Raw genomic sequence first — 20,229 nt, 5'->3', positions numbered from 1 at the left:
CGCAAGCGCGGCGGAGCCGGGCGAAGCGGGTCGCCACGGAGGACAGATGCTGCCTTCGGGGCTGTCGGCCAGCGCCGTCGTCGCGGCGTCGACCGCCAATCTGGGCCCCGGCTTCGACAGCATCGGGCTTGCGCTGAGTCTCTACGACGAAATCGTCGTCGAGACAACGGCTTCCGGCTTGACCGTGCATGTCGAAGGCGAGGACGCGGACCAACTGTCGCGCGGCGCAGACCATTTGGTGGTCCGGGCCGTCGAATGCGGCCTGAAAGCTGCCGGTGTCAGTGTCCCCGGCCTCGCCGTGCGATGTCGCAACACGATCCCGCATTCCCGCGGCCTAGGCTCGTCCGCCGCAGCGGTGGTCGGTGGCCTCGCCGCGGTCAACGGCCTTCTGGCACAAGCCGATTCGACGCCGCTGTCCGAAACTCAACTCATCCAGCTGGCCTCGCAGTTCGAAGGTCATCCCGACAATGCGGCCGCCGCTGTGCTCGGTGGTGCGGTGGTGTCGTGGACCGACAGCAGCCGCGAGCCGCCAGGCTACGCCGGAGTGCCGCTGCGGCTGCACCCCGACGTCCACCTGTTTCCGGCCATTCCCGAGCAGCGCTCATCGACGGCCGAGACCCGGGTACTGCTTCCCGCGCAGGTCAGCCACGTTGATGCGCGGTTCAACGTGAGCCGCGCTGCGCTGCTGGTGATCGCGCTCACCGAACGGCCCGACCTGCTGATGGCGGCCACCGAAGACGTTTTGCACCAGCCGCAGCGGGCCCCCGCGATGCCGGCATCGGCGGAATACCTTCGGCTGTTGCGCCGTTACAACGTCGCAGCCGTACTTTCCGGTGCCGGACCTGCGGTGATTGCGCTGAGCACGGAACCGGAGCTGCCCGCAGAGGCCATCGAGTTCGGCGCCGCAAACGGGTTCACCGTCCGCGAGATGAGCGCAGGCGACGGAGTTCGCTGGAGTTCTGGGGTTGCGGTCCCGAGTTGATGCCGACAGGCGGGAGGATGGGTTTCTTGCTTCCGGCAAAAAAGCGGGTTATCCTCGGAGCCGTCCAGCAATCGCAGCTTCTGCATCATGCATAGACACTGCGTGCAACCAGGACAACCACCAAATTCTTCTCGTGGACGATGGTTCGCCATTTAACCCGCCAGTCTTGGCGATCACCGTTGCAGAGTCGATGGTTGGCAGCACTCGGCGATTTGGCTGAATGCAACGAACCCCTCGCGTGATCCGATCAGCGAGGGAAGAAAGGAAATCCGTGACTGATACGGACCTCATCACGGCTGGCGACAGCACCCAAGACGACAAGCTGTCGAATTCCGTGACCCCAGACAATCCCACCGCCTCGGACGCATCCGCGCCGGCGGTGAGCACCAAAGACGGTTCGCTGTCCACGATGGTGCTTCCCGAACTGCGTGCGCTGGCCAACCGGGTCGGCGTCAAAGGCACGTCGGGCATGCGCAAGAACGAACTGATCGCGGCGATCCGCGACATCCAGGGACACGCCAACGGGGCGGCGGCCAAAGACGCCAAAGAAGCCAAAGGCGACGACAGCAAGTCCGACCCGCCGGCTAACCCAACCGAGACCGTCTCCGACGAGGCGCCCCGCCGCGAACGACGCAGCGCCACTCGCGATGCCGACTCTGCCGCGACTGAGAAGCAGACCCAGACACGCGACCAACAAGACATCAAGACAGACGAGCGCGAGTCGGACAAAGGTGCCGACCAGCAGGGTTCGGGCGGACAGCAGAACCGCGGCGGCTCGAATCAGCAAGACGACGACGGCGAAGGACGCCAGGGCCGACGTGGCCGTCGGTTCCGGGAGCGCAGGCGTCGCGGTGAGCGCTCGGGTGACGGCGGTGAAACCGAACTGCGTGAAGACGACGTCGTCCAGCCGGTGGCCGGCATTCTCGACGTCCTGGACAACTACGCATTCGTGCGCACCTCCGGATATCTGGCCGGCCCGAACGACGTCTACGTGTCGATGAACATGGTCCGCAAGAACGGCTTGCGCCGCGGCGACGCCGTGACCGGTGCCGTGCGGGTGCCCAAGGACGGTGAACAGCCCAACCAGCGGCAGAAGTTCAATCCGTTGGTGCGCCTGGACAGCGTCAACGGCGGGCCCGTCGAAGACGCCAAGAAGCGTCCCGAATTCGGCAAGCTCACCCCGCTGTACCCGAACCAACGGCTGCGTCTGGAAACCGCGCCCGAGCGGCTCACCACCCGGGTGATCGACCTGATCATGCCGATCGGTAAGGGCCAGCGCGCGCTGATCGTGTCACCGCCCAAAGCCGGTAAGACGACGATCCTGCAGGACACCGCCAACGCGATCGCCAAGAACAACCCGGAATGCCACCTCATGGTCGTGCTCGTCGACGAGCGGCCGGAGGAGGTCACCGACATGCAGCGCTCGGTCAAGGGTGAGGTCATCGCCTCCACCTTCGACCGCCCGCCGTCCGACCACACCTCGGTTGCCGAGCTGGCGATCGAGCGCGCCAAGCGCCTCGTCGAACAGGGCAAGGACGTTGTGGTGCTTCTCGACTCGATCACCCGGCTGGGCCGCGCCTACAACAATGCGTCTCCGGCGTCGGGCCGCATCCTGTCCGGTGGTGTGGACTCCACCGCGTTGTACCCGCCCAAGCGCTTCCTCGGCGCGGCACGCAACATCGAGGAAGGCGGGTCGTTGACGATCATCGCCACCGCGATGGTGGAGACCGGATCCACCGGTGACACAGTGATTTTCGAGGAGTTCAAGGGCACCGGTAACGCCGAACTCAAGCTGGACCGCAAGATCGCTGAGCGACGGGTGTTCCCCGCGGTCGACGTGAACCCGTCGGGTACCCGCAAGGACGAATTGCTTTTGTCACCAGACGAATTCGCGATCGTGCACAAGCTGCGCCGGGTACTCTCAGGCCTGGATTCGCATCAGGCCATCGATCTGCTGATCTCGCAGCTGCGCAAGACCAAGAACAACTACGAATTCCTGGTGCAGGTGTCCAAGACCACGCCCGGCATGGACAACGACTAACTGGACGTAGCACATCAGCGACGGCGGGCGATCCCGCCGTCCCGCTAAGCAATTGACGTCGCGCCGGTAAGGTGCGAGTCCGTGGCGGACACTCTGCAGCAACTGCTCCGCGAACGCATCGCCGACGACGGTCCCGCCGTGAAGTACGGCGACTGGGTCTGGAGCTGGCGCCAGCATCTCGCCGACGCCTCCGCCGTCGCCGCCGCCGTGATCGGCATCGCCGACCGCCAACGCCCGCTGCACGTCGGCGCGCTGCTGGGCAACACCCCGGAAATGCTCACCGCGATGGCCGCGGCCGCGCTCGGTGGCTATGTGCTCTGCGGCATCAACGACACCCGCCGCGGCGAGGCCCTGGCCCGCGACATCGCCCGGGCCGACTGCCAGATACTGCTCGCCGATGCCGCGCACCGCGGCCTTCTCGACGGCCTGGACCTGCCCGGAGTGCGGGTCTTCGACACGTCCAGCGACGACTGGTCAGCGTTGCTGACGTCGGCTGGGGAGCTGACCCCGTATCGCGAGGTCACGCCCACCGACACCTTCATGATGATCTTCACCTCGGGCACCAGCGGCGAACCGAAGGCGGTGCAGGTCACCCATCTGACCGTGCTGTTTGCCGGCGCGTCCCTGATCGAGCGGTTCGGGGTCACCGCCTCCGATGTCTGCTACCTGTCGATGCCGCTGTTTCACTCCAACGCACTGCTGGCCGGGTGGAGCGTGGCCGTCGGCTCCGGGGGCGCCATGGTGCCGGCCACTTTCTCGGCGTCGGGACTGCTGGCAGACCTGCGCCGCTACGGCGCGACGTACATGAACTACGTCGGCAAGCCGCTGGCGTACGTGCTGGCCACCCCCGAGCGGCCCGACGACCACGACAACCCGCTGCGGGTGGCGTTCGGCAACGAGGCCAGCGACCGCGACATCGCCGAGTTCAGCCGCCGGTTCGACTGCACGGTGTGGGACGGCTTCGGCTCCACCGAAGGCGCCATCATCATCACCCGCGAGGACGGCTGCCCACCCGGCTCGCTGGGCCGCGGTTTTCCCGGCGTGGCCATCTACAACCCCGACACCCTCACCGAATGCCCTCCCGCCCGGTTCGACGACGACGGCGCCCTGACCAACGCCGAGGAGGCCATCGGCGAACTGGTCAACACCACCGGCGCCGGACTGTTCGCCGGCTACTACAACGACCCGGACGCCACCGACGCGCGGCTGCGGGACGGCATGTACTGGTCGGGCGACCTGGCCTATCGCGACGACGACGGCTGGATCTACTTCGCCGGCCGCAGCGGGGACTGGCTGCGGGTCGACGGGGAAAACATGACGACCGCGCCTATCGAGCGCATCCTGCAGCGGTTGCCTGCCGTCAGCCAGGTCGCGGTGTATGCGGTGCCCGACGAGCACGTCGGCGACCAGGTGATGGCCGCGATCGTGCTGGTCGACGGCGCCGAGCTGACACCGCAGGAGTTCGGCGGCTTCCTGGCTGGCCAACCCGACCTGTCGCCGAAGGCCTGGCCGCGCTACGTGTGGATCACCGACAGCCTGCCCAGCACTGCGACCAACAAGGTCCTCAAGCGGGAGCTAAGAGCCCGCGGCACCGCGGTCGACGGCGGTGTGCTGTGGACGCGTGCCCCCCGCGGCAGCAGCTACGGCGTGCTGGATCGCGCCGGGGAATGCGCTCCGGCGTCCCCGCGTTTGGGCTAAGGGCGGCTGAGCTGGCATAATCAACCGCCAACCCCTCAGGTTCCGGTTCACGTCCGAGCATCGGCGCGATGCGGACGACCCGGCGGCCGACGATTGAAGAGGAAATCATGAAATCTGGTATTCACCCGGCATACGGCGAGACCACCGTGGTCTGCGGTTGCGGCAACACCTTCCAAACCCGCAGCACCAAGGAAAGCGGCCGCATCGTGGTCGAGGTCTGCTCGCAGTGCCACCCGTTCTACACCGGCAAGCAGAAGATTCTGGACAGCGGCGGTCGGGTTGCCCGCTTCGAGAAGCGCTACGGCAAGCGCAAGGCCGGCGCCGACAAAGAAGCCAACGCCGACAAATAGCGCCGACGCCCGAACCTGTCGCGGAACCCGCACAGGTCGGGCGTCGTTTTGTGTTCGGAGGTGCAGATGACGCAGAGCGTGCAGGCTATCGACGCGCTGGTGGCCGAACATGCCGACCTCGAACGTCAGCTGGCCGATCCCGAACTGCACAGCAACCCCGCCAACGCCCGCAAAGTCGGGCGCCGTTTCGCCCAGTTGGCGCCGATCGTCGCCACTCACCGCAAACTGGAGACAGTGCGCGGCGACTTGGAGGCCGCACGGGAGCTGGCCGCGTCCGACGACTCGTTCGCCGCCGAGGTCACCGAACTCGAAGCGCGGGCGGCCGAACTGGACACGCAACTCACCGACATGCTGGCCCCACGCGACCCGCACGACGCCGACGACATCCTGCTCGAAGTGAAATCCGGTGAGGGCGGCGAGGAATCGGCGTTGTTCGCCGCCGACCTGGCCCGCATGTACATCCGCTACGCCGAGCGGCACGGCTGGACGGTGACCGTCCTGGACGAGACCACTTCGGATCTGGGCGGCTACAAGGACGCGACGCTGTCCATCGCCAGCAAGGGCGACTCCGCCGACGGTGTGTGGTCCCGCATGAAATTCGAGGGCGGCGTGCACCGCGTGCAGCGCGTACCGGTCACGGAATCCCAAGGGCGCGTGCATACTTCGGCAGCGGGTGTGCTGGTTTATCCGGAGCCCGAGGAAGTCGGGGAGGTGCAGATCGACGAGTCGGATCTGCGCATCGACGTCTACCGGTCGTCCGGTAAGGGCGGCCAGGGCGTCAACACCACCGACTCCGCGGTGCGAATCACCCATCTGCCCACTGGAATCGTCGTCACCTGCCAAAACGAACGCTCCCAGTTGCAGAACAAGACCCGTGCCCTGCAAGTGCTGGCCGCGCGCCTGCAGGCGATGGCCGAGGAGCAGGCGCTGGCCGACGCGTCGGCCGACCGGGCCAGTCAGATCCGCACGGTGGATCGCAGCGAACGCATTCGCACCTACAACTTTCCGGAGAACCGCATCACCGACCACCGCGTCGGTTACAAGTCACACAATCTCGATCAGGTTCTCGACGGCGACCTCGACGACTTGTTCGACGCGCTCAGCGCCGCAGACAAGCAGTCCCGACTGCAGCAGGCATGACCAGACTGCGGCACGCGATCGACTCGGCTGCGGCGAGGTTGGCAGAAGCCGGAATCGACTCTGCCCGTTACGATGCCGAGGAATTGGCCGCCTACCTGGCCGGTACCGAGCGGGGACGCCTGCCGCTACTGGACTCACCGGGCGACGAGTTCTTCGCCCGCTACCAGTCGGTTGTCGCGGAGCGTTCGCGCCGGGTACCGCTGCAGCACCTCACCGGCGCAGTAACCTTCGGACCCGTGACCCTGAACGTCGGCCCAGGTGTGTTCATCCCGCGCCCGGAAACCGAGGCCATGCTGGAATGGGCCACCGGGCAACGTCTTTCCGCACGGCCGGTCATCGTCGACCTGTGCACCGGGTCGGGTGCGCTGGCCGTCGCACTGGCGCACTACTACCCGTCGGCTCGGGTGCTGGGTATCGACGACTCCGATGCCGCCCTGGACTACGCCCGACGCAACGCCGCCGGCACCACGGTGCAGTTGCTGCGCGCCGACGTCACCACCCCCGGCCTGCTCAGCGAGCTCGACGGCCACGTCGACCTCGTGGTGGCCAACCCGCCGTACGTTCCCGACAACGCCGAGCTGGAACCCGAAGTGTCCCAACATGATCCTCCCCACGCGGTGTTCGGCGGGCCCGACGGGACGACGGTGATCAGAGCGATCGTCGCGCTCGCCGGCCGGTGGTTGCGTCCGGACGGCTTGTTCGCCGTCGAGCACGACGACACCACCTCGACGCAGACAACTGAATTAACCTCCGGCACAGGGCTTTTCGACGACGTCGTCGCCCATACCGATCTAGCCGGCCGGCCCAGGTTCGTGACCGCGCGCCGAAGGAGCGACGCATGACAGAGGTGTTCGACTGTGCCGACCCCGACCGGCGTTCACGCGGAATCGCTGCGGCCGCCGGCGCGGTCAAAAACGGCCGGCTCATCGTCATGCCCACCGACACCGTCTACGGCATCGGCGCCGACGCCTTCGACAGCGCAGCAGTGGCCGCCCTGCTGTCGGCGAAGGGCCGCGGTCGGGACATGCCGGTCGGAGTGCTAGTCGGCTCCTGGAACACCATCGACGGCCTCGCCCTCAGCGTGACGCAGGGGACCCGCGACCTCATCCGCGCGTTCTGGCCCGGCGCGCTGAGCCTCGTTGTCCAGCAGGCGCCGTCGCTGCAGTGGGACCTCGGCAATGCCCGCGGCACGGTGATGCTGCGGATGCCGTTGCACCCGGTCGCGATCGACGTGCTGCGCGAGGTCGGCCCGATGGCGGTGTCCAGCGCCAACGTCTCCGGGCAGCCGCCCGCCGTCGACGCCGACGATGCCCGTCGGCAACTCGGAGATTCCGTCGAGGTCTATCTCGACGCCGGCCCATCCGCGCAGCAGGCGGCGTCGACGATCTTGGACCTGACCGGGCCGACCCCCCGGATTCTGCGGCCCGGACCCGTGAGCGCAGACGCCATCGCCGCGGTGCTCGAGGTGGACGCCGCAGCTTTGATGGGCTGATCGGGTCATGCAGTACGGTCGCGAAGTGGTCAGCGTGCTCGCGCTTTCGGATCGCGGCGCCGGTGTCCCGCTGCGCGAGCTCGTGCTAGTTGGGTTGACCGCCGCGATCATCACCTACTTCGCCACCGGGCCGGTCCGCGTGATGGCAACCCGGTTCGGCGCGGTGGCCTACCCGCGCGAACGCGACGTCCATGAAACGCCGACGCCCCGGATGGGCGGGCTGGCCATGTATCTCGGTGTCATCGCTGCGGTCTTTCTCGCATCCCAGCTTCCGGCGCTCACCCGCGGCTTCGTCTACTCCTCCGGTATGCCCGCCGTGCTGGTGGCCGGCGGCGTGATCATGGGCATCGGTCTGATCGACGACAAGTGGGGTCTGGACGCGCTGACGAAATTCGCCGGACAGATCACCGCGGCCAGCGTGCTGGTCACCATGGGCGTCGCCTGGAGCGTGCTCTACATCCCGCTCGGCGGCGTCGGAACCATCGTGCTGGACCAGGTTTCGTCGATCCTGCTCACTCTGGCGCTGACCGTGTCGATCGTCAACGCGATGAACTTCGTCGACGGCCTCGACGGACTGGCCGCCGGCCTGGGCCTGATCACCGCGCTGGCAATCTGCATGTTCTCGGTCGGCCTGCTTCGCGACCACGGCGGCGACGTGCTGTTCTATCCGCCCGCGGTGATCTCGGTGGTGCTCGCCGGAGCCTGTCTGGGCTTCCTGCCGCACAACTTCCACCGGGCCAAGATCTTCATGGGCGACTCCGGGTCGATGCTGATCGGACTGATGCTCGCGGCCGCGTCGACAACCGCCGCGGGGCCCATTTCCCAGAACGCCTACGGCGCCCGCGATGTGTTTGCTCTGCTGTCCCCGTTCCTGTTGGTGGTGGCGGTGATGTTCGTGCCCATGCTCGACATGTTGCTGGCGGTGATTCGCCGCACCCGCGCCGGCGTGCACTTCTCCACTCCGGACAAGATGCATTTGCATCACCGGCTGCTGCAGATCGGTCATTCGCATCGGCGCGTGGTGCTCCTCATCTACTTGTGGGTGGGCATCGTCGCGTTCGGAGCGGCGAGCTCGATTTTCTTCGATCCCCGCGAGACCGGAGTGGTGATGCTGGCCGCGATCGTCATCGCGATCATCGCCACGCTGATTCCCTTGCTGCGACGCGACGACGACGTCTACGACGAGGAGTAGTAGAGTCGCCTGCCGTGTGGTACGGTGCAGCTAGAACCCGAATTAAACCTCGCGGGTTGCCGGCCACCGGCCGTCGGATTCAGTTCCGTTCGCGCCGACCTACGACCGACATGGGGAGCTACTCCTTGGGTGATTCGAGCGCGCCGATTGCCCTCCGATACGCTCTACGGGCCACGCAACGATCAACCAGGCAACTCCCCCTAGCGAGGACTGAGGTGCAGCTGTGACAACGCCAGCGCAGGACGCGCCGTTGGTGTTTCCGTCCGTTGCGTTCCGGCCAGTTCGACTGTTCGTCATCTCCGTTGCCCTGACTGCCGTGGCGATCGCCGCCGCCGGTTGGCTCGACCATCCGATGATCGGTGTGTTCTTCGGAATCGGGCTCCTGATGGGTTTGCTCAACGCACTCGGTGTGCGGCGTTCCGTTGCGGTGATCACCGCCGACGCGCACCCGCTGAAAAAGAAGATGGCGCTGAATTCGGCGGCACGGCTGCTGGTTATCTCCGTGATCGGACTGATCATCGCGTTTGCCTTCCGGCCGGAGGGGTTGGGCGTAGTTTTTGGACTGGCGCTTTTCCAGGTGCTGCTGGTGCTCAGCACCGCTCTGCCGGTCTGGCAGAAGATGCGCGCGGGAACCGTCGAGCCGACTGCGGGCGGCAGCGGTAGTGAGGGGAGGGAAGGCAGCGATGACTGAGGCGCTCCTGGCCGAGGCGAACATCGAAGTCGGCGAGCACACCACCGCCCACTGGTTCGGCCTGACCGTCAACACCGACACGGTCCTGTCGAGCGCCATCGCCGCCGTCATCGTGATCGCGCTGGCGTTCTTCCTGCGCGCCAAGGTCACCTCGAGTGGCGTGCCGGGTGGCGTGCAGCTGTTCTTCGAGGCGATCACCATCGGGATGCGCAACCAGATCGAGAGCGCGATCGGCATGCGCATCGCCCCGTTCGTGCTGCCGCTGGCGGTCACGATCTTCGTCTACATCCTGATCTCGAACTGGCTCTCGGTGCTGCCACTGCAGTACACCGACGCCGAGGGGCGCACCACCGAGTTGCTCAAGTCGGCGGCGGCGGACATCAACTACGTGCTGGCCCTCGCGCTCTTCGTGTTCATCTGCTACCACGCGGCCGGTATCTGGCGCCGCGGCCCCGTGGGACACCCGATCGGGGTGCTCAAGGGCCACGTCGCGTTCATGGCCCCTTTCAACCTGGTCGAAGAGATCGCCAAGCCGATCTCGTTGTCGCTCCGACTTTTCGGCAACATCTTCGCCGGCGGAATCCTGGTCGCGCTGATCGCGCTCTTCCCGCCGTACATCATGTGGGCCCCCAACGCCATCTGGAAGGCATTCGACTTGTTCGTCGGGTTGATCCAGGCCTTCATCTTCGCGTTGCTGACCATCTTGTACTTCAGTCAGGCAATGGAAACGGAAGAGGACCACGGGTAGACGATCACGAGTTCGCCCGAGGCAAGGACCACCACAGGAATCTGGTAGACCGCTACCAGACGTCAAGGAGGATATGGAATGGCAGGACTGGACCCACAAATCGCAGCCGGCGCGCTCATCGGCGGCGGGCTGATCCTGGGCGGCGGCGCTGTCGGCGCGGCCATCGGTGACGGCATCGCCGGTAACGCGCTGATCTCCGGGGTCGCCCGGCAGCCCGAGGCACAAGGCCGGCTGTTCACCCCGTTCTTCATTACCGTCGGTCTGGTGGAGGCCATGTACTTCATCAACCTGGCGTTCATGGCGTTGTTCGTCTTCGCTACGCCAGTCAAGTAGTCCGCAGGGATGGGTGACATGAGCGCTACTGTCCTGGCCGTCGCAAGCCGGGCCGCCGAGGAAGCCGAAGGCAACAACTTCCTCATTCCCAACGGAACCTTCTTCGTCGTGCTGGTCATTTTCTTGATCGTGCTCGGCGTGATCGGCACCTTCGTCGTGCCGCCGATCATGAGGGTGCTCCACGAGCGCGAAAACATGGTCACCAAAACCCTGGAGGACAACAAGAAATCGGCCGAGCAGTTCGCCGCTGCGCAGGAAGATTTCGAGAAGGCAATGTCCGAGGCCCGGGTGGAAGCGTCGGCCGCCCGCGACAATGCCCGGGCCGAAGGACGCAAGGTCATCGAGGACATGCGGGGTCGGGCCGAGGAACAGGTGGCCGGGACCCTGCAGGACGCCGCGGAGCAACTCAAGCGGGAGGGTGACGCCGTGGCCGCGGAGCTGCGCTCTCGGGTAGAGGGCATGGCCACCACCCTGGCCAGCCGCATCCTGGGTGTCGAGGTCACCACCTCGGTCACGACGACTGCGACCGGGTCCGGACGGTAACCGCCGATGTCGACTTTCATCGGGCAACTGGCCGGGTTCATCGCCATCGTGTTGTTGGTGTGGCGCTATGTCGTGCCGCCGGTGCGCAGGCTGATGGTCGAGCGGCAAGAAACCGTTCGGCAACAGTTGGAGGACTCGGCGACGGCCGCCAAGAAGCTGGAGGAAGCCAGCCAGGCCCACACCAAGGCGCTCGAAGAGGCCAAGGCTGAGGCCAAGAGGGTCACCGAGGAGGCTCGCATTGACGCCGAACGTATCGCCGAACAACTGCGGGCACAGGCCGACGTCGAAGTCGAGCGCATCAAAACCCAGGGCGCCAAGCAGGTGGAACTGCTGCGCGCGCAGCTGATTCGCCAGCTCCGGGGCGACATCGGCGTCGAATCAGTGCGGCGCGCAGGCGAATTGGTGCGCGGCTACGTGGCCGACTCCGAGCAGCAGGCGGCCACTGTCGACCGCTTTCTCGACGAGCTCGAGGCCATGGCCCCCTCAGAGGCCGAGGTCTCCTATCCCGTGCTGGCCAAGATGCGCTCGGCCAGCCGGCGCGCGCTGACCGCCCTGGTGGACCGGTTCGACGAAATCGCCAAGGACCTTGACGACAAAGGGTTGTCCGCCCTCGCCGACGACCTTGCATCGGTGGCCTCGCTGCTGAATCGCGAGATCGTGGTCACCCGGTATCTCACCGTGCCCGCCGAAGACGCGGCGCCCAGAGTGCGACTGCTCGAGCGGCTGGTATCCGGCAAGGTGGGCGAGCCCGCGCTCGACATCCTCAAGAGCGCCGTCGCCGAACGTTGGTCCACCGGTTCGGATTTGGTCGACGCCGTCGAACATGTTGCGCGCAATGCACTGCTGATGCGCGCCGAGCGTGCCGGCCAGGTCGACGAGGTGGAAGACCAGCTGTTCCGGTTCAACCGCATCCTCGACGCCGAGCCCCGCCTGGCCATCCTGCTGGGCGACTACTCCGCCCCCGCCGACGGCCGGGTTCAGCTGCTGCGCAAGGTGCTCGACAGCGCGGACACCACCGTCAACCCGATCGCGTCGGCGCTGTTGTCGCAGACGGTCGAATTGCTGCGCGGCCAATCGATCGAGGACGCCGTGCTGCAACTCGCGGAAGTGGCGGTGGCCCGTCGCGGCGAGGTCGTCGCTCACGTCAGCGCTGCGACCGAACTCAGCGACACTCAGCGCAACCGCGTCACCGAGGTGCTGAGCCGTATCTACGGCCACCCGGTGACGGTGCAGATGCAGATCGATCCCGAACTACTGGGCGGACTGTCGATCTCGGTTGGCGACGAGGTGATCGACGGGACGCTCTCGTCTCGTCTCGCCAAGGCGCAGACCCAGCTACCGGACTGAACAACAAACTAATCACCACAATCAAGCAGGAAGACGAAAAGCCATGGCAGAGTTGACAATCTCCCCTGACGACATTCAGGGCGCGATCGAGGAATACGTTAGCTCCTTCACTTCCGACACCGCCCGGGAAGAGGTCGGCACGGTCATCGACGCGGGTGACGGTATCGCGCACGTCGAGGGCTTGCCGTCTGTGATGACGCAGGAACTGCTCGAGTTCCCCGGCGGTGTGTTGGGCGTCGCGCTCAACCTCGACGAGCACAGCGTCGGTGCGGTGATCCTGGGTGACTTCGAGAAAATTGAAGAGGGCCAGCAGGTTAAGCGCACCGGCGACGTGTTGTCGGTGCCGGTCGGCGACGGGTTCCTGGGCCGGGTGGTCAATCCGCTGGGTCAGCCGATCGACGGTCGCGGAGACATCGAAGCGCAAGAACGCAGGGCGTTGGAAATTCAGGCGCCGTCGGTGGTGCAGCGTCAGGGCGTCAAAGAGCCACTGCAGACTGGGATCAAGGCCATTGATGCCATGACCCCGATCGGGCGCGGGCAGCGCCAGCTGATCATCGGCGACCGCAAGACCGGCAAGACCGCGGTGTGTGTCGACACCATCCTCAACCAGCGTCAGAACTGGGAATCGGGCGACGAGGACAAGCAGGTGCGCTGCGTGTACGTCGCCATCGGGCAGAAGGGCACCACGGTCGCTTCCGTCCACCACACCCTCGAAGAGGGCGGTGCAATGGACTACACGACGATTGTCGCTGCGCCCGCATCCGACTCTGCCGGCTTCAAATGGCTTGCGCCATACACCGGTTCGGCGATCGCTCAGCACTGGATGTACGAGGGCAAGCACGTGCTGATCGTGTTCGACGACCTTTCCAAGCAAGCCGAGGCGTACCGCGCGATCTCGCTGCTGCTGCGCCGCCCCCCGGGCCGCGAAGCCTACCCGGGCGACGTGTTCTATCTGCACTCCCGGCTGTTGGAGCGTTGCGCCAAGCTCTCCGACGAGCTCGGCGGCGGCTCGTTGACCGGCTTGCCCATCATCGAGACCAAGGCCAACGACATCTCGGCCTACATCCCGACCAACGTCATCTCGATCACCGACGGACAGTGCTTCTTGGAGTCCGATCTGTTCAACCAGGGTGTGCGCCCGGCGATTAACGTCGGTGTGTCGGTGTCCCGGGTCGGTGGCGCCGCGCAGATCAAGGCGATGAAGGAAGTCGCCGGGTCGCTGCGGCTGGACCTCTCGCAGTACCGCGAACTGGAGTCGTTTGCGGCCTTCGCCTCGGACCTGGACGCCACGTCCAAGGCGCAGTTGGCCCGCGGTGAGCGTTTGGTCGAATTGCTCAAGCAGCCGCAAAACCAGCCGGTGCCGGTCGAGGAGCAGGTGGTTGCCATCTTCCTCGGTACCGGCGGTCACCTGGATTCGGTTCCGGTGGAAGACGTTCGGCGCTTCGAAAGCGAGTTCCTCGACCATGTCCGTGCTTCCGAAGAGGGCATTCTCTCCGAGATCCGGGAATCACAGAAGCTCAGCGACGAGTTGGCCGACAAGCTGACCGAGGTGGTCAACGAGTTCAAGAAGGGCTTCGCAGCGACCGGCGGCGGCTCGGTGGTGCCCGACGAGCACGTCGAAGCCCTGGACGAAGAAAAACTGGCGAAAGAGGCGGTGCAGGTTCACAAGCCCGCGCCGCCCAAGAAGAAGAAGTAATCGAAAATGGCTGCCACACTTCGCGAACTGCGAGGTCGGATCCGCTCCGCAGGGTCGATCAAAAAGATCACCAAGGCACAGGAGATGATCGCGACGTCGCGCATCGGCAAGGCGCAAGCCCGGCTGGAGGCTGCACGGCCGTACTCCAACGAGATCACCCGGATGCTCACCACCCTGGCCGCCGAAGCGGCTTTGGACCATCCGCTGCTGGTCGAGCAGCCGGAGCCGAAACGGGCCGGCGTCTTGGTGGTCTCGTCCGACCGTGGACTCTGTGGCGCGTACAACTCCAGCGTCTTGCGCCGGGCCGAGGAACTCTTCTCGCTGCTGCGTGAAGAAGGCAAGTCGCCGGTGCTCTACGTCGTCGGGCGTAAAGCGTTGAATTACTACACGTTCCGGAACTGGGATATCAGTGAGTCGTGGACGGGCTTCTCGGAGCGGCCCAGCTATGAGAACGCGGCGGAGGTCGCCGAAACACTGGTGAGTGCATTCATGGCCGGCGCCGTGGAGGACCGTGAGCCCCAGGAGCAGGAGGGCCCTGCCCCCGTCGACGAACTGCACATCGTCTACACCGAGTTCAAGTCGATGATGTCGCAGTCCGCGGAGGCGCACCGGATTGCACCGATGGTCATTGAGTACGTCGAGGAAGAAGCCGGACTGCACACGCTGTATTCGTTCGAGCCGGATGCGACCACATTGTTCGAGTCGTTGCTCCCGCGGTACCTGACCACCCGCGTATACACGGCGATGCTCGAGTCCGCGGCATCCGAGCTGGCCTCGCGCCAACGGGCAATGAAGTCGGCGAGCGACAACGCCGACGATCTGATCAAGGACCTCACGCTGCAGGCCAACCGCGAGCGGCAGGCACAAATCACCCAGGAAATCAGCGAAATCGTCGGTGGGGCAAACGCGCTCGCCGAAGCCGCTGGATAAGCCCCTCTAGGAAGCGAAAAGATATGGCTGCTACCAAACAGACTCAGAAGTCGAACAACGCCAAGAGCAACGACAACAACGGGCGTGTGGTGCGGGTGACCGGGCCCGTCGTCGACGTCGAGTTTCCGCGTGGGTCCGTGCCGGATCTGTTCAACGCGCTGCACGCTGACGTCACGTTCAAATCGCTCGCCAAGACGTTGACACTCGAAGTGGCGCAGCACCTCGGCGACAACCTGGTGCGCACCATCTCGCTGCAGCCCACCGACGGGCTGGTGCGCGGTGTCGAGGTGATCGACACCGGCGCCTCGATTTCGGTTCCCGTCGGCGACGGCGTCAAGGGCCACGTCTTCAACGCGCTGGGCGACTGCCTGGACGACGAAGGCTACGGAAAAGACTTCGACCACTGGCCCATCCACCGCAAGCCGCCGGCGTTCGACGAGCTGGAGCCTCGTACCGAGATGCTCGAGACGGGTTTGAAGGTCGTCGACCTGCTGACACCGTATGTGCGCGGCGGCAAGATTGCGCTGTTCGGCGGTGCCGGTGTGGGTAAGACCGTGCTCATCCAGGAGATGATCAACCGCATCGCCCGGAACTTCGGCGGCACTTCGGTTTTCGCCGGCGTGGGGGAGCGCACCCGTGAGGGTAACGACCTGTGGGTGGAGTTGGGCGAAGCGGATGTGCTCAAGGACACCGCGCTGGTGTTCGGTCAGATGGACGAGCCGCCCGGCACCCGTATGCGGGTGGCGCTGTCGGCGCTGACCATGGCCGAGTACTTCCGCGACGAGCAGGGCCAGGACGTGCTGCTGTTCATCGACAACATCTTCCGGTTCACCCAGGCCGGGTCGGAGGTGTCGACGCTGCTCGGCCGGATGCCGTCGGCGGTGGGTTATCAGCCCACGCTGGCCGACGAAATGGGTGAGCTGCAAGAGCGGATTACCTCGACACGAGGCAAGTCGATCACCTCGATGCAGGCGGTGTACGTTCCCGCCGACGACTACACCGACCCCGCACCGGCGACGACCTTCGCCCACCTCGACGCCACCACCGAGCTGAGCCGGTCGGTGTTCTCGAAGGGCATCTTCCCGGCCGTGGACCCGCTGGCGTCCAGCTCGACCATCCTCGACCCGGCCGTGGTCGGCGAAGAGCACTACCGGGTAGCCCAGGAAGTCATTCGAATCCTCCAGCGCTACAAGGACCTTCAAGACATCATCGCGATCCTTGGTATCGACGAGCTGTCCGAAGAGGACAAGCAGCAGGTGCAGCGGGCACGGCGCATCGAACGTTTCCTCTCGCAAAACATGATGGCGGCCGAGCAGTTCACCGGTCAGCCCGGTTCGACCGTGCCGGTCAAGGAGACCATCGAGGCCTTCGACCGGCTGTGCAAGGGCGAGTTCGACCACGTGCCCGAGCAGGCCTTCTTCCTGATCGGCGGCCTGGACGACTTGGCCAAGAAGGCCGAGAGCTTCGGCGCCAAGCTGGATGGTGGCGGCTCGAAGAAGTCCGGCGGCGACAAGAAGGACGACGGCGCCAAGAAAGACAATGGTGGCAACGGTTCTTCGGACGGCGAAGGTTGAGCGGCGAAAGGTTAGCGTGACGTGGCCGAATTGGACGTCGAGATCGTCGCCGTCGATCGCAAGATCTGGTCCGGCAAGGCGACTTTCATCTTCACCCGCACCACCGTCGGCGAAATCGGCATTATGCCAAGGCATATTCCGCTGGTAGCCCAACTGGTCGACGACGCCATGGTGCGCGTCGAGCGTGAGGGCGACAAGGACCTGCGCATCGCGGTGGACGGCGGGTTCCTGTCGGTGACCGAAGAGGGAGTCAGCATTCTCGCCGAATCCGCGGAATTCGAATCCGAGATCGACGAGGCGACCGCGAAACAGGATTCCGAGTCCGACGATCCCCGCATCGCCGCCAGGGGCCGGGCCAGGCTGCGCGCTGTCGGCGCGCTCGACTAACGGAGTTCGCAGCCGATGAGCGCGCCCATGGTCGGCATGGTCGTGCTCATCGCCCTGTTGGGACTTGCGGTCCTGGCATTGAGTTTTCGGTTGTGGAAACTGCGTCAAGGTGGTACAGCCGCTATCATGCGCGACTTTCCCGCGGTGGGAGGCCACGGCTGGCGCCACGGCGTCATCCGCTACCGCGGCGGCGAGGCCGCCTTCTACCGGCTGTCGAGCGTGCGGCTATGGCCTGACCGCCGACTCAGCAGGCGTGGCATTGAAATCATTTCGCGGCGCTCACCTCGCGGCGACGAGTTCGACATCATGACCGAGGAGATCGTCGTACTCGAGTTGCGTGACACAACCCAGGATCGAAGACGAGGTTATGAAATCGCCTTGGACCGAGGCGCATTGACGGCATTTCTGTCCTGGCTGGAATCCCGTCCCTCACCGCGCGCCCGTCGCCGCAGCACCTGACACGCGCCTACGACTGCTCCGATTGTCCGCCGCCCGGCTGCCACAGCACGTCGCCCTCAGGGTTGGCCAGCCGCGACAGGATAAACAGCAAGTCCGACAGTCGATTCAAGTACTTCGCCGGCAGCGGACTGACGTCCGACGGATGCTGATCGATAGCAGCCCAGGCGGAACGTTCGGCGCGACGTACCACGGTGCGCGCGACGTGCAGCAGCGCCGAAAGGCGCGAACCACCAGGCAGCACAAAGGAGTTCAGTGCCGGCAGCCCTTCGTTGAACTCGTCACACCAGTGCTCCAGCCGGTCAATGTAGGGCTGCGTGACACGCAGCGGAGGGTATTTCGGGTTTTCCACCACCGGGGTGGAAAGGTCGGCGCCAGCGTCGAACAAGTCGTTTTGGATCTGCCGTAACACGTCGGCGATGCGCTGCTCCGGGTTTCCCAACGCGATCGCGGTGCCGATCGCCGCGTTGGCCTCGTCGCAATCGGCGTAGGCCACCAGCCGGGGATCGGTCTTGGAAACCCGCGAAAAATCGCTCAACCCGGTGGTGCCGTCGTCGCCGGTGCGGGTATAGATGCGGGTCAGATGTACGGCCATGTCTCAAAACGGTACCGGGCTGACTGACAGGGACGATACCGCTCACTAAACTAACGCGGGTGGCGGAGCGTTTCGTGGTGGCCGGCGGTAACCGGTTGTCGGGCGAAGTTGCTGTTGGGGGCGCCAAGAATAGCGTTCTCAAATTGATGGCCGCGGCACTGTTGGCCGAGGGCACCAGCACGATCACCAACTGCCCCGACATTCTTGACGTCCCTTTGATGGCAGAAGTGTTGCGAGGCCTGGGCGCCACCGTCGAACTCGCCGGCGACACCGTCCGAATCACGTCCCCGGACGAGCCGAAGTACGACGCGGACTTCGCCGCGGTCCGCCAGTTCCGCGCGTCGGTCTGCGTATTGGGGCCGCTGGTCGGACGGTGCAAGCGGGCCAAGGTCGCGCTGCCTGGCGGTGATGCCATCGGCTCACGCCCGCTGGACATGCACCAGGCGGGCCTGCGGCAACTGGGCGCACGGTGCAACATCGAACACGGTTGCGTCGTCGCACAGGCAGAAACGTTGCGCGGTGCGGAGATTCAGCTGGAGTTTCCTTCGGTGGGGGCGACCGAGAACATCCTGATGGCGGCCGTTCTGGCCGACGGCGTCACCACAATTCACAACGCGGCGCGCGAGCCGGACGTGGTTGACCTGTGCACGATGCTGAATCAGATGGGCGCACAGGTCGACGGCGCCGGCTCGCCGACAATGACGATCACCGGTGTCCCGCAGTTGCATCCCACCGAGCATCGGGTGATTGGGGACCGGATCGTCGCCGCTACGTGGGGGATTGCCGCGGCCATGACCCGCGGCGACATCACGGTGTCCGGGATCGACCCGGCGCATCTGCAGGTCGTACTGCACAAGCTGCACGACGCCGGCGCCACCGTCACCCAGACCGATGACAGTTTCCGGGTGGTGCAGTACGAACGGCCGAAGGCCGTCAACGTCGCGACGTTGCCGTTTCCGGGCTTCCCGACCGACCTGCAGCCGATGGCCATCGCGTTGGCCTCGATCGCCGACGGAACATCGATGATCACCGAGAATGTGTTCGAGGCACGATTCCGGTTCGTCGAAGAGATGATCCGGCTTGGCGCCGACGCCCGCACCGACGGACACCATGCCGTCGTGCGAGGCCTCCCGCAACTATCCAGTGCGCCCGTGTGGTGCTCTGATATTCGCGCGGGCGCCGGACTGGTGCTGGCCGGTCTGGTGGCCGACGGCGACACCGAGGTCCACGACGTCTTCCATATCGATCGCGGATATCCGTTGTTTGTGGAGAACCTGGCCAGTCTCGGAGCTGAGATCGAGCGGGTAGAATAGCGAGCACTTAACGACTCCCGCTGATCCCGAGCGGAGCAGCTACCGGAGTTGACCGGGCCTATGTCGCGGAGTATAGTGGCAGGGTTGCCTGTTAATGGGTGTTGTTTGAGAACTCAATAGTGTGTTTGGTGGTTTTGTTTGTTGTTGTTTTTGCCATGCCTTTTGATGCCCCGTGTCATGGGTGTGGTGTTTTTGTTTGTTTGTCAGGTTTCTCTGATTGGCCTTTTTTGAAGGTTTTGTTTGGAGAGTTTGATCCTGGCTCAGGACGAACGCTGGCGGCGTGCTTAACACATGCAAGTCGAACGGAAAGGCCCCTTTCGGGGGGTGCTCGAGTGGCGAACGGGTGAGTAACACGTGGGTGATCTGCCCTGCACTTCGGGATAAGCTTGGGAAACTGGGTCTAATACCGGATAGGACCACATGCTGCATGGTGTGTGGTGGAAAGCTTTTTGCGGTGTGGGATGGGCCCGCGGCCTATCAGCTTGTTGGTGGGGTGATGGCCTACCAAGGCGACGACGGGTAGCCGGCCTGAGAGGGTGTCCGGCCACACTGGGACTGAGATACGGCCCAGACTCCTACGGGAGGCAGCAGTGGGGAATATTGCACAATGGGCGCAAGCCTGATGCAGCGACGCCGCGTGGGGGATGACGGCCTTCGGGTTGTAAACCTCTTTCACCATCGACGAAGCTTGGGGTGACTCAGGTGACGGTAGGTGGAGAAG

20 protein-coding genes and 1 rRNA gene are annotated in these 20,229 nt (G+C 65.1%); 20 read left to right on the top strand and 1 reads right to left on the bottom strand.

All coding sequences use genetic code 11. From position 1 onward, the window contains the following. The first annotated feature begins 46 nt into the window (after window positions 1–46). The 18 genes from thrB to MFM001_RS03445 all read left to right on the top strand — a co-directional run bounded on the left by thrB (window position 47) and on the right by MFM001_RS03445 (window position 17,603). Window positions 47–982 (top strand): homoserine kinase, encoded by a 936-nt coding sequence (thrB, locus tag MFM001_RS03535; RefSeq protein ID WP_116374351.1) that lies wholly within the window; start codon window positions 47–49, stop codon window positions 980–982. A gap of 271 nt (window positions 983–1,253) precedes the next feature. Continuing rightward, entirely contained in the window at window positions 1,254–3,023 is a 1,770-nt protein-coding gene (rho, locus tag MFM001_RS03525) for a transcription termination factor Rho (protein WP_116373674.1), read from the top strand. A gap of 81 nt (window positions 3,024–3,104) precedes the next feature. Then, on the top strand, window positions 3,105–4,721 hold the full coding sequence (fadD1, locus tag MFM001_RS03520) for a fatty-acid--CoA ligase FadD1 (protein ID WP_116373672.1): 1,617 nt from the start codon (window positions 3,105–3,107) through the stop codon (window positions 4,719–4,721). 107 nt (window positions 4,722–4,828) lie between these two features. Beyond that, window positions 4,829–5,071 (top strand): 50S ribosomal protein L31, encoded by a 243-nt coding sequence (gene rpmE / locus MFM001_RS03515; protein WP_045380239.1) that lies wholly within the window; start codon window positions 4,829–4,831, stop codon window positions 5,069–5,071. Window positions 5,072–5,137: 66 nt separating this feature from the next. Then, window positions 5,138–6,211, top strand: a complete 1,074-nt coding sequence (gene prfA / locus MFM001_RS03510; protein ID WP_116373670.1) for a peptide chain release factor 1 — start codon at window positions 5,138–5,140, stop codon at window positions 6,209–6,211. Next, window positions 6,208–7,053, top strand: coding sequence for a peptide chain release factor N(5)-glutamine methyltransferase (gene prmC / locus MFM001_RS03505; protein ID WP_116373668.1), 846 nt, complete (start codon window positions 6,208–6,210; stop codon window positions 7,051–7,053). The genes prfA and prmC overlap by 4 nt, the downstream gene beginning before the upstream one ends. Further along, window positions 7,050–7,703 carry an L-threonylcarbamoyladenylate synthase gene (locus MFM001_RS03500; RefSeq protein WP_116373666.1) on the top strand — a complete coding sequence of 218 codons (654 nt, stop codon included), beginning with the start codon at window positions 7,050–7,052 and terminating at the stop codon, window positions 7,701–7,703. Before prmC ends, MFM001_RS03500 begins: the two co-directional genes overlap by 4 nt. A 7-nt stretch (window positions 7,704–7,710) precedes the next feature. Next, entirely contained in the window at window positions 7,711–8,895 is a 1,185-nt protein-coding gene (locus tag MFM001_RS03495; protein WP_116373664.1) for a glycosyltransferase family 4 protein, read from the top strand. A gap of 223 nt (window positions 8,896–9,118) precedes the next feature. After that, window positions 9,119–9,586, top strand: coding sequence for an ATP synthase subunit I (locus tag MFM001_RS03490; protein ID WP_116373662.1), 468 nt, complete (start codon window positions 9,119–9,121; stop codon window positions 9,584–9,586). Beyond that, the gene (atpB, locus tag MFM001_RS03485) at window positions 9,579–10,334 is read left to right on the top strand and encodes a F0F1 ATP synthase subunit A (RefSeq protein WP_116373660.1); all 756 of its coding nucleotides are present in this window, start codon (window positions 9,579–9,581) and stop codon (window positions 10,332–10,334) included. Before MFM001_RS03490 ends, atpB begins: the two co-directional genes overlap by 8 nt. An 87-nt stretch (window positions 10,335–10,421) precedes the next feature. Next, window positions 10,422–10,667 carry a F0F1 ATP synthase subunit C gene (locus tag MFM001_RS03480; RefSeq protein ID WP_099539703.1) on the top strand — a complete coding sequence of 82 codons (246 nt, stop codon included), beginning with the start codon at window positions 10,422–10,424 and terminating at the stop codon, window positions 10,665–10,667. A 9-nt stretch (window positions 10,668–10,676) separates the two neighbouring features. Then, window positions 10,677–11,210 (top strand): F0F1 ATP synthase subunit B, encoded by a 534-nt coding sequence (locus tag MFM001_RS03475; RefSeq protein WP_116373658.1) that lies wholly within the window; start codon window positions 10,677–10,679, stop codon window positions 11,208–11,210. Window positions 11,211–11,216: 6 nt separating this feature from the next. Beyond that, window positions 11,217–12,557 (top strand): F0F1 ATP synthase subunit B/delta, encoded by a 1,341-nt coding sequence (locus MFM001_RS03470; protein ID WP_116373656.1) that lies wholly within the window; start codon window positions 11,217–11,219, stop codon window positions 12,555–12,557. Between the two features lie 43 nt (window positions 12,558–12,600). After that, window positions 12,601–14,253, top strand: coding sequence for a F0F1 ATP synthase subunit alpha (gene atpA / locus MFM001_RS03465; protein WP_116373654.1), 1,653 nt, complete (start codon window positions 12,601–12,603; stop codon window positions 14,251–14,253). Between the two features lie 6 nt (window positions 14,254–14,259). Next, a complete protein-coding gene (locus tag MFM001_RS03460) occupies window positions 14,260–15,183 on the top strand; it encodes a F0F1 ATP synthase subunit gamma (RefSeq protein WP_116373652.1) in 924 nt (307 codons plus the stop codon). A gap of 23 nt (window positions 15,184–15,206) precedes the next feature. Continuing rightward, window positions 15,207–16,757, top strand: coding sequence for a F0F1 ATP synthase subunit beta (atpD, locus tag MFM001_RS03455; RefSeq protein ID WP_116373650.1), 1,551 nt, complete (start codon window positions 15,207–15,209; stop codon window positions 16,755–16,757). Window positions 16,758–16,778: 21 nt separating this feature from the next. Then, the gene (locus MFM001_RS03450) at window positions 16,779–17,144 is read left to right on the top strand and encodes a F0F1 ATP synthase subunit epsilon (protein ID WP_116373648.1); all 366 of its coding nucleotides are present in this window, start codon (window positions 16,779–16,781) and stop codon (window positions 17,142–17,144) included. A 15-nt stretch (window positions 17,145–17,159) separates the two neighbouring features. Then, on the top strand, window positions 17,160–17,603 hold the full coding sequence (locus MFM001_RS03445) for a DUF2550 domain-containing protein (RefSeq protein ID WP_116373646.1): 444 nt from the start codon (window positions 17,160–17,162) through the stop codon (window positions 17,601–17,603). Window positions 17,604–17,610: 7 nt separating this feature from the next. On the opposite strand, the gene MFM001_RS03440 is transcribed toward MFM001_RS03445, so the two are convergent. Then, a complete protein-coding gene (locus MFM001_RS03440) occupies window positions 17,611–18,195 on the bottom strand; it encodes a cob(I)yrinic acid a,c-diamide adenosyltransferase (protein ID WP_116373644.1) in 585 nt (194 codons plus the stop codon). A gap of 59 nt (window positions 18,196–18,254) precedes the next feature. Here MFM001_RS03440 and murA point away from each other — a divergent pair, with 59 nt between their 5' ends. Both murA and MFM001_RS03430 read left to right on the top strand, forming a co-directional pair. Continuing rightward, window positions 18,255–19,508 (top strand): UDP-N-acetylglucosamine 1-carboxyvinyltransferase, encoded by a 1,254-nt coding sequence (gene murA / locus MFM001_RS03435; RefSeq protein ID WP_116373642.1) that lies wholly within the window; start codon window positions 18,255–18,257, stop codon window positions 19,506–19,508. Window positions 19,509–19,745: 237 nt separating this feature from the next. Beyond that, window positions 19,746–20,229: ribosomal RNA gene (locus MFM001_RS03430) — 16S ribosomal RNA — on the top strand; the annotation flags it as partial.

This window comes from Mycobacterium sp. MFM001 (assembly GCF_003402475.1).
Taxonomy (GTDB): Bacteria; Actinomycetota; Actinomycetes; order Mycobacteriales; family Mycobacteriaceae; genus Mycobacterium.
Note: the sequence above shows the minus strand (reverse complement) of the source record. Positions and strands in the feature narration are given on the sequence as shown.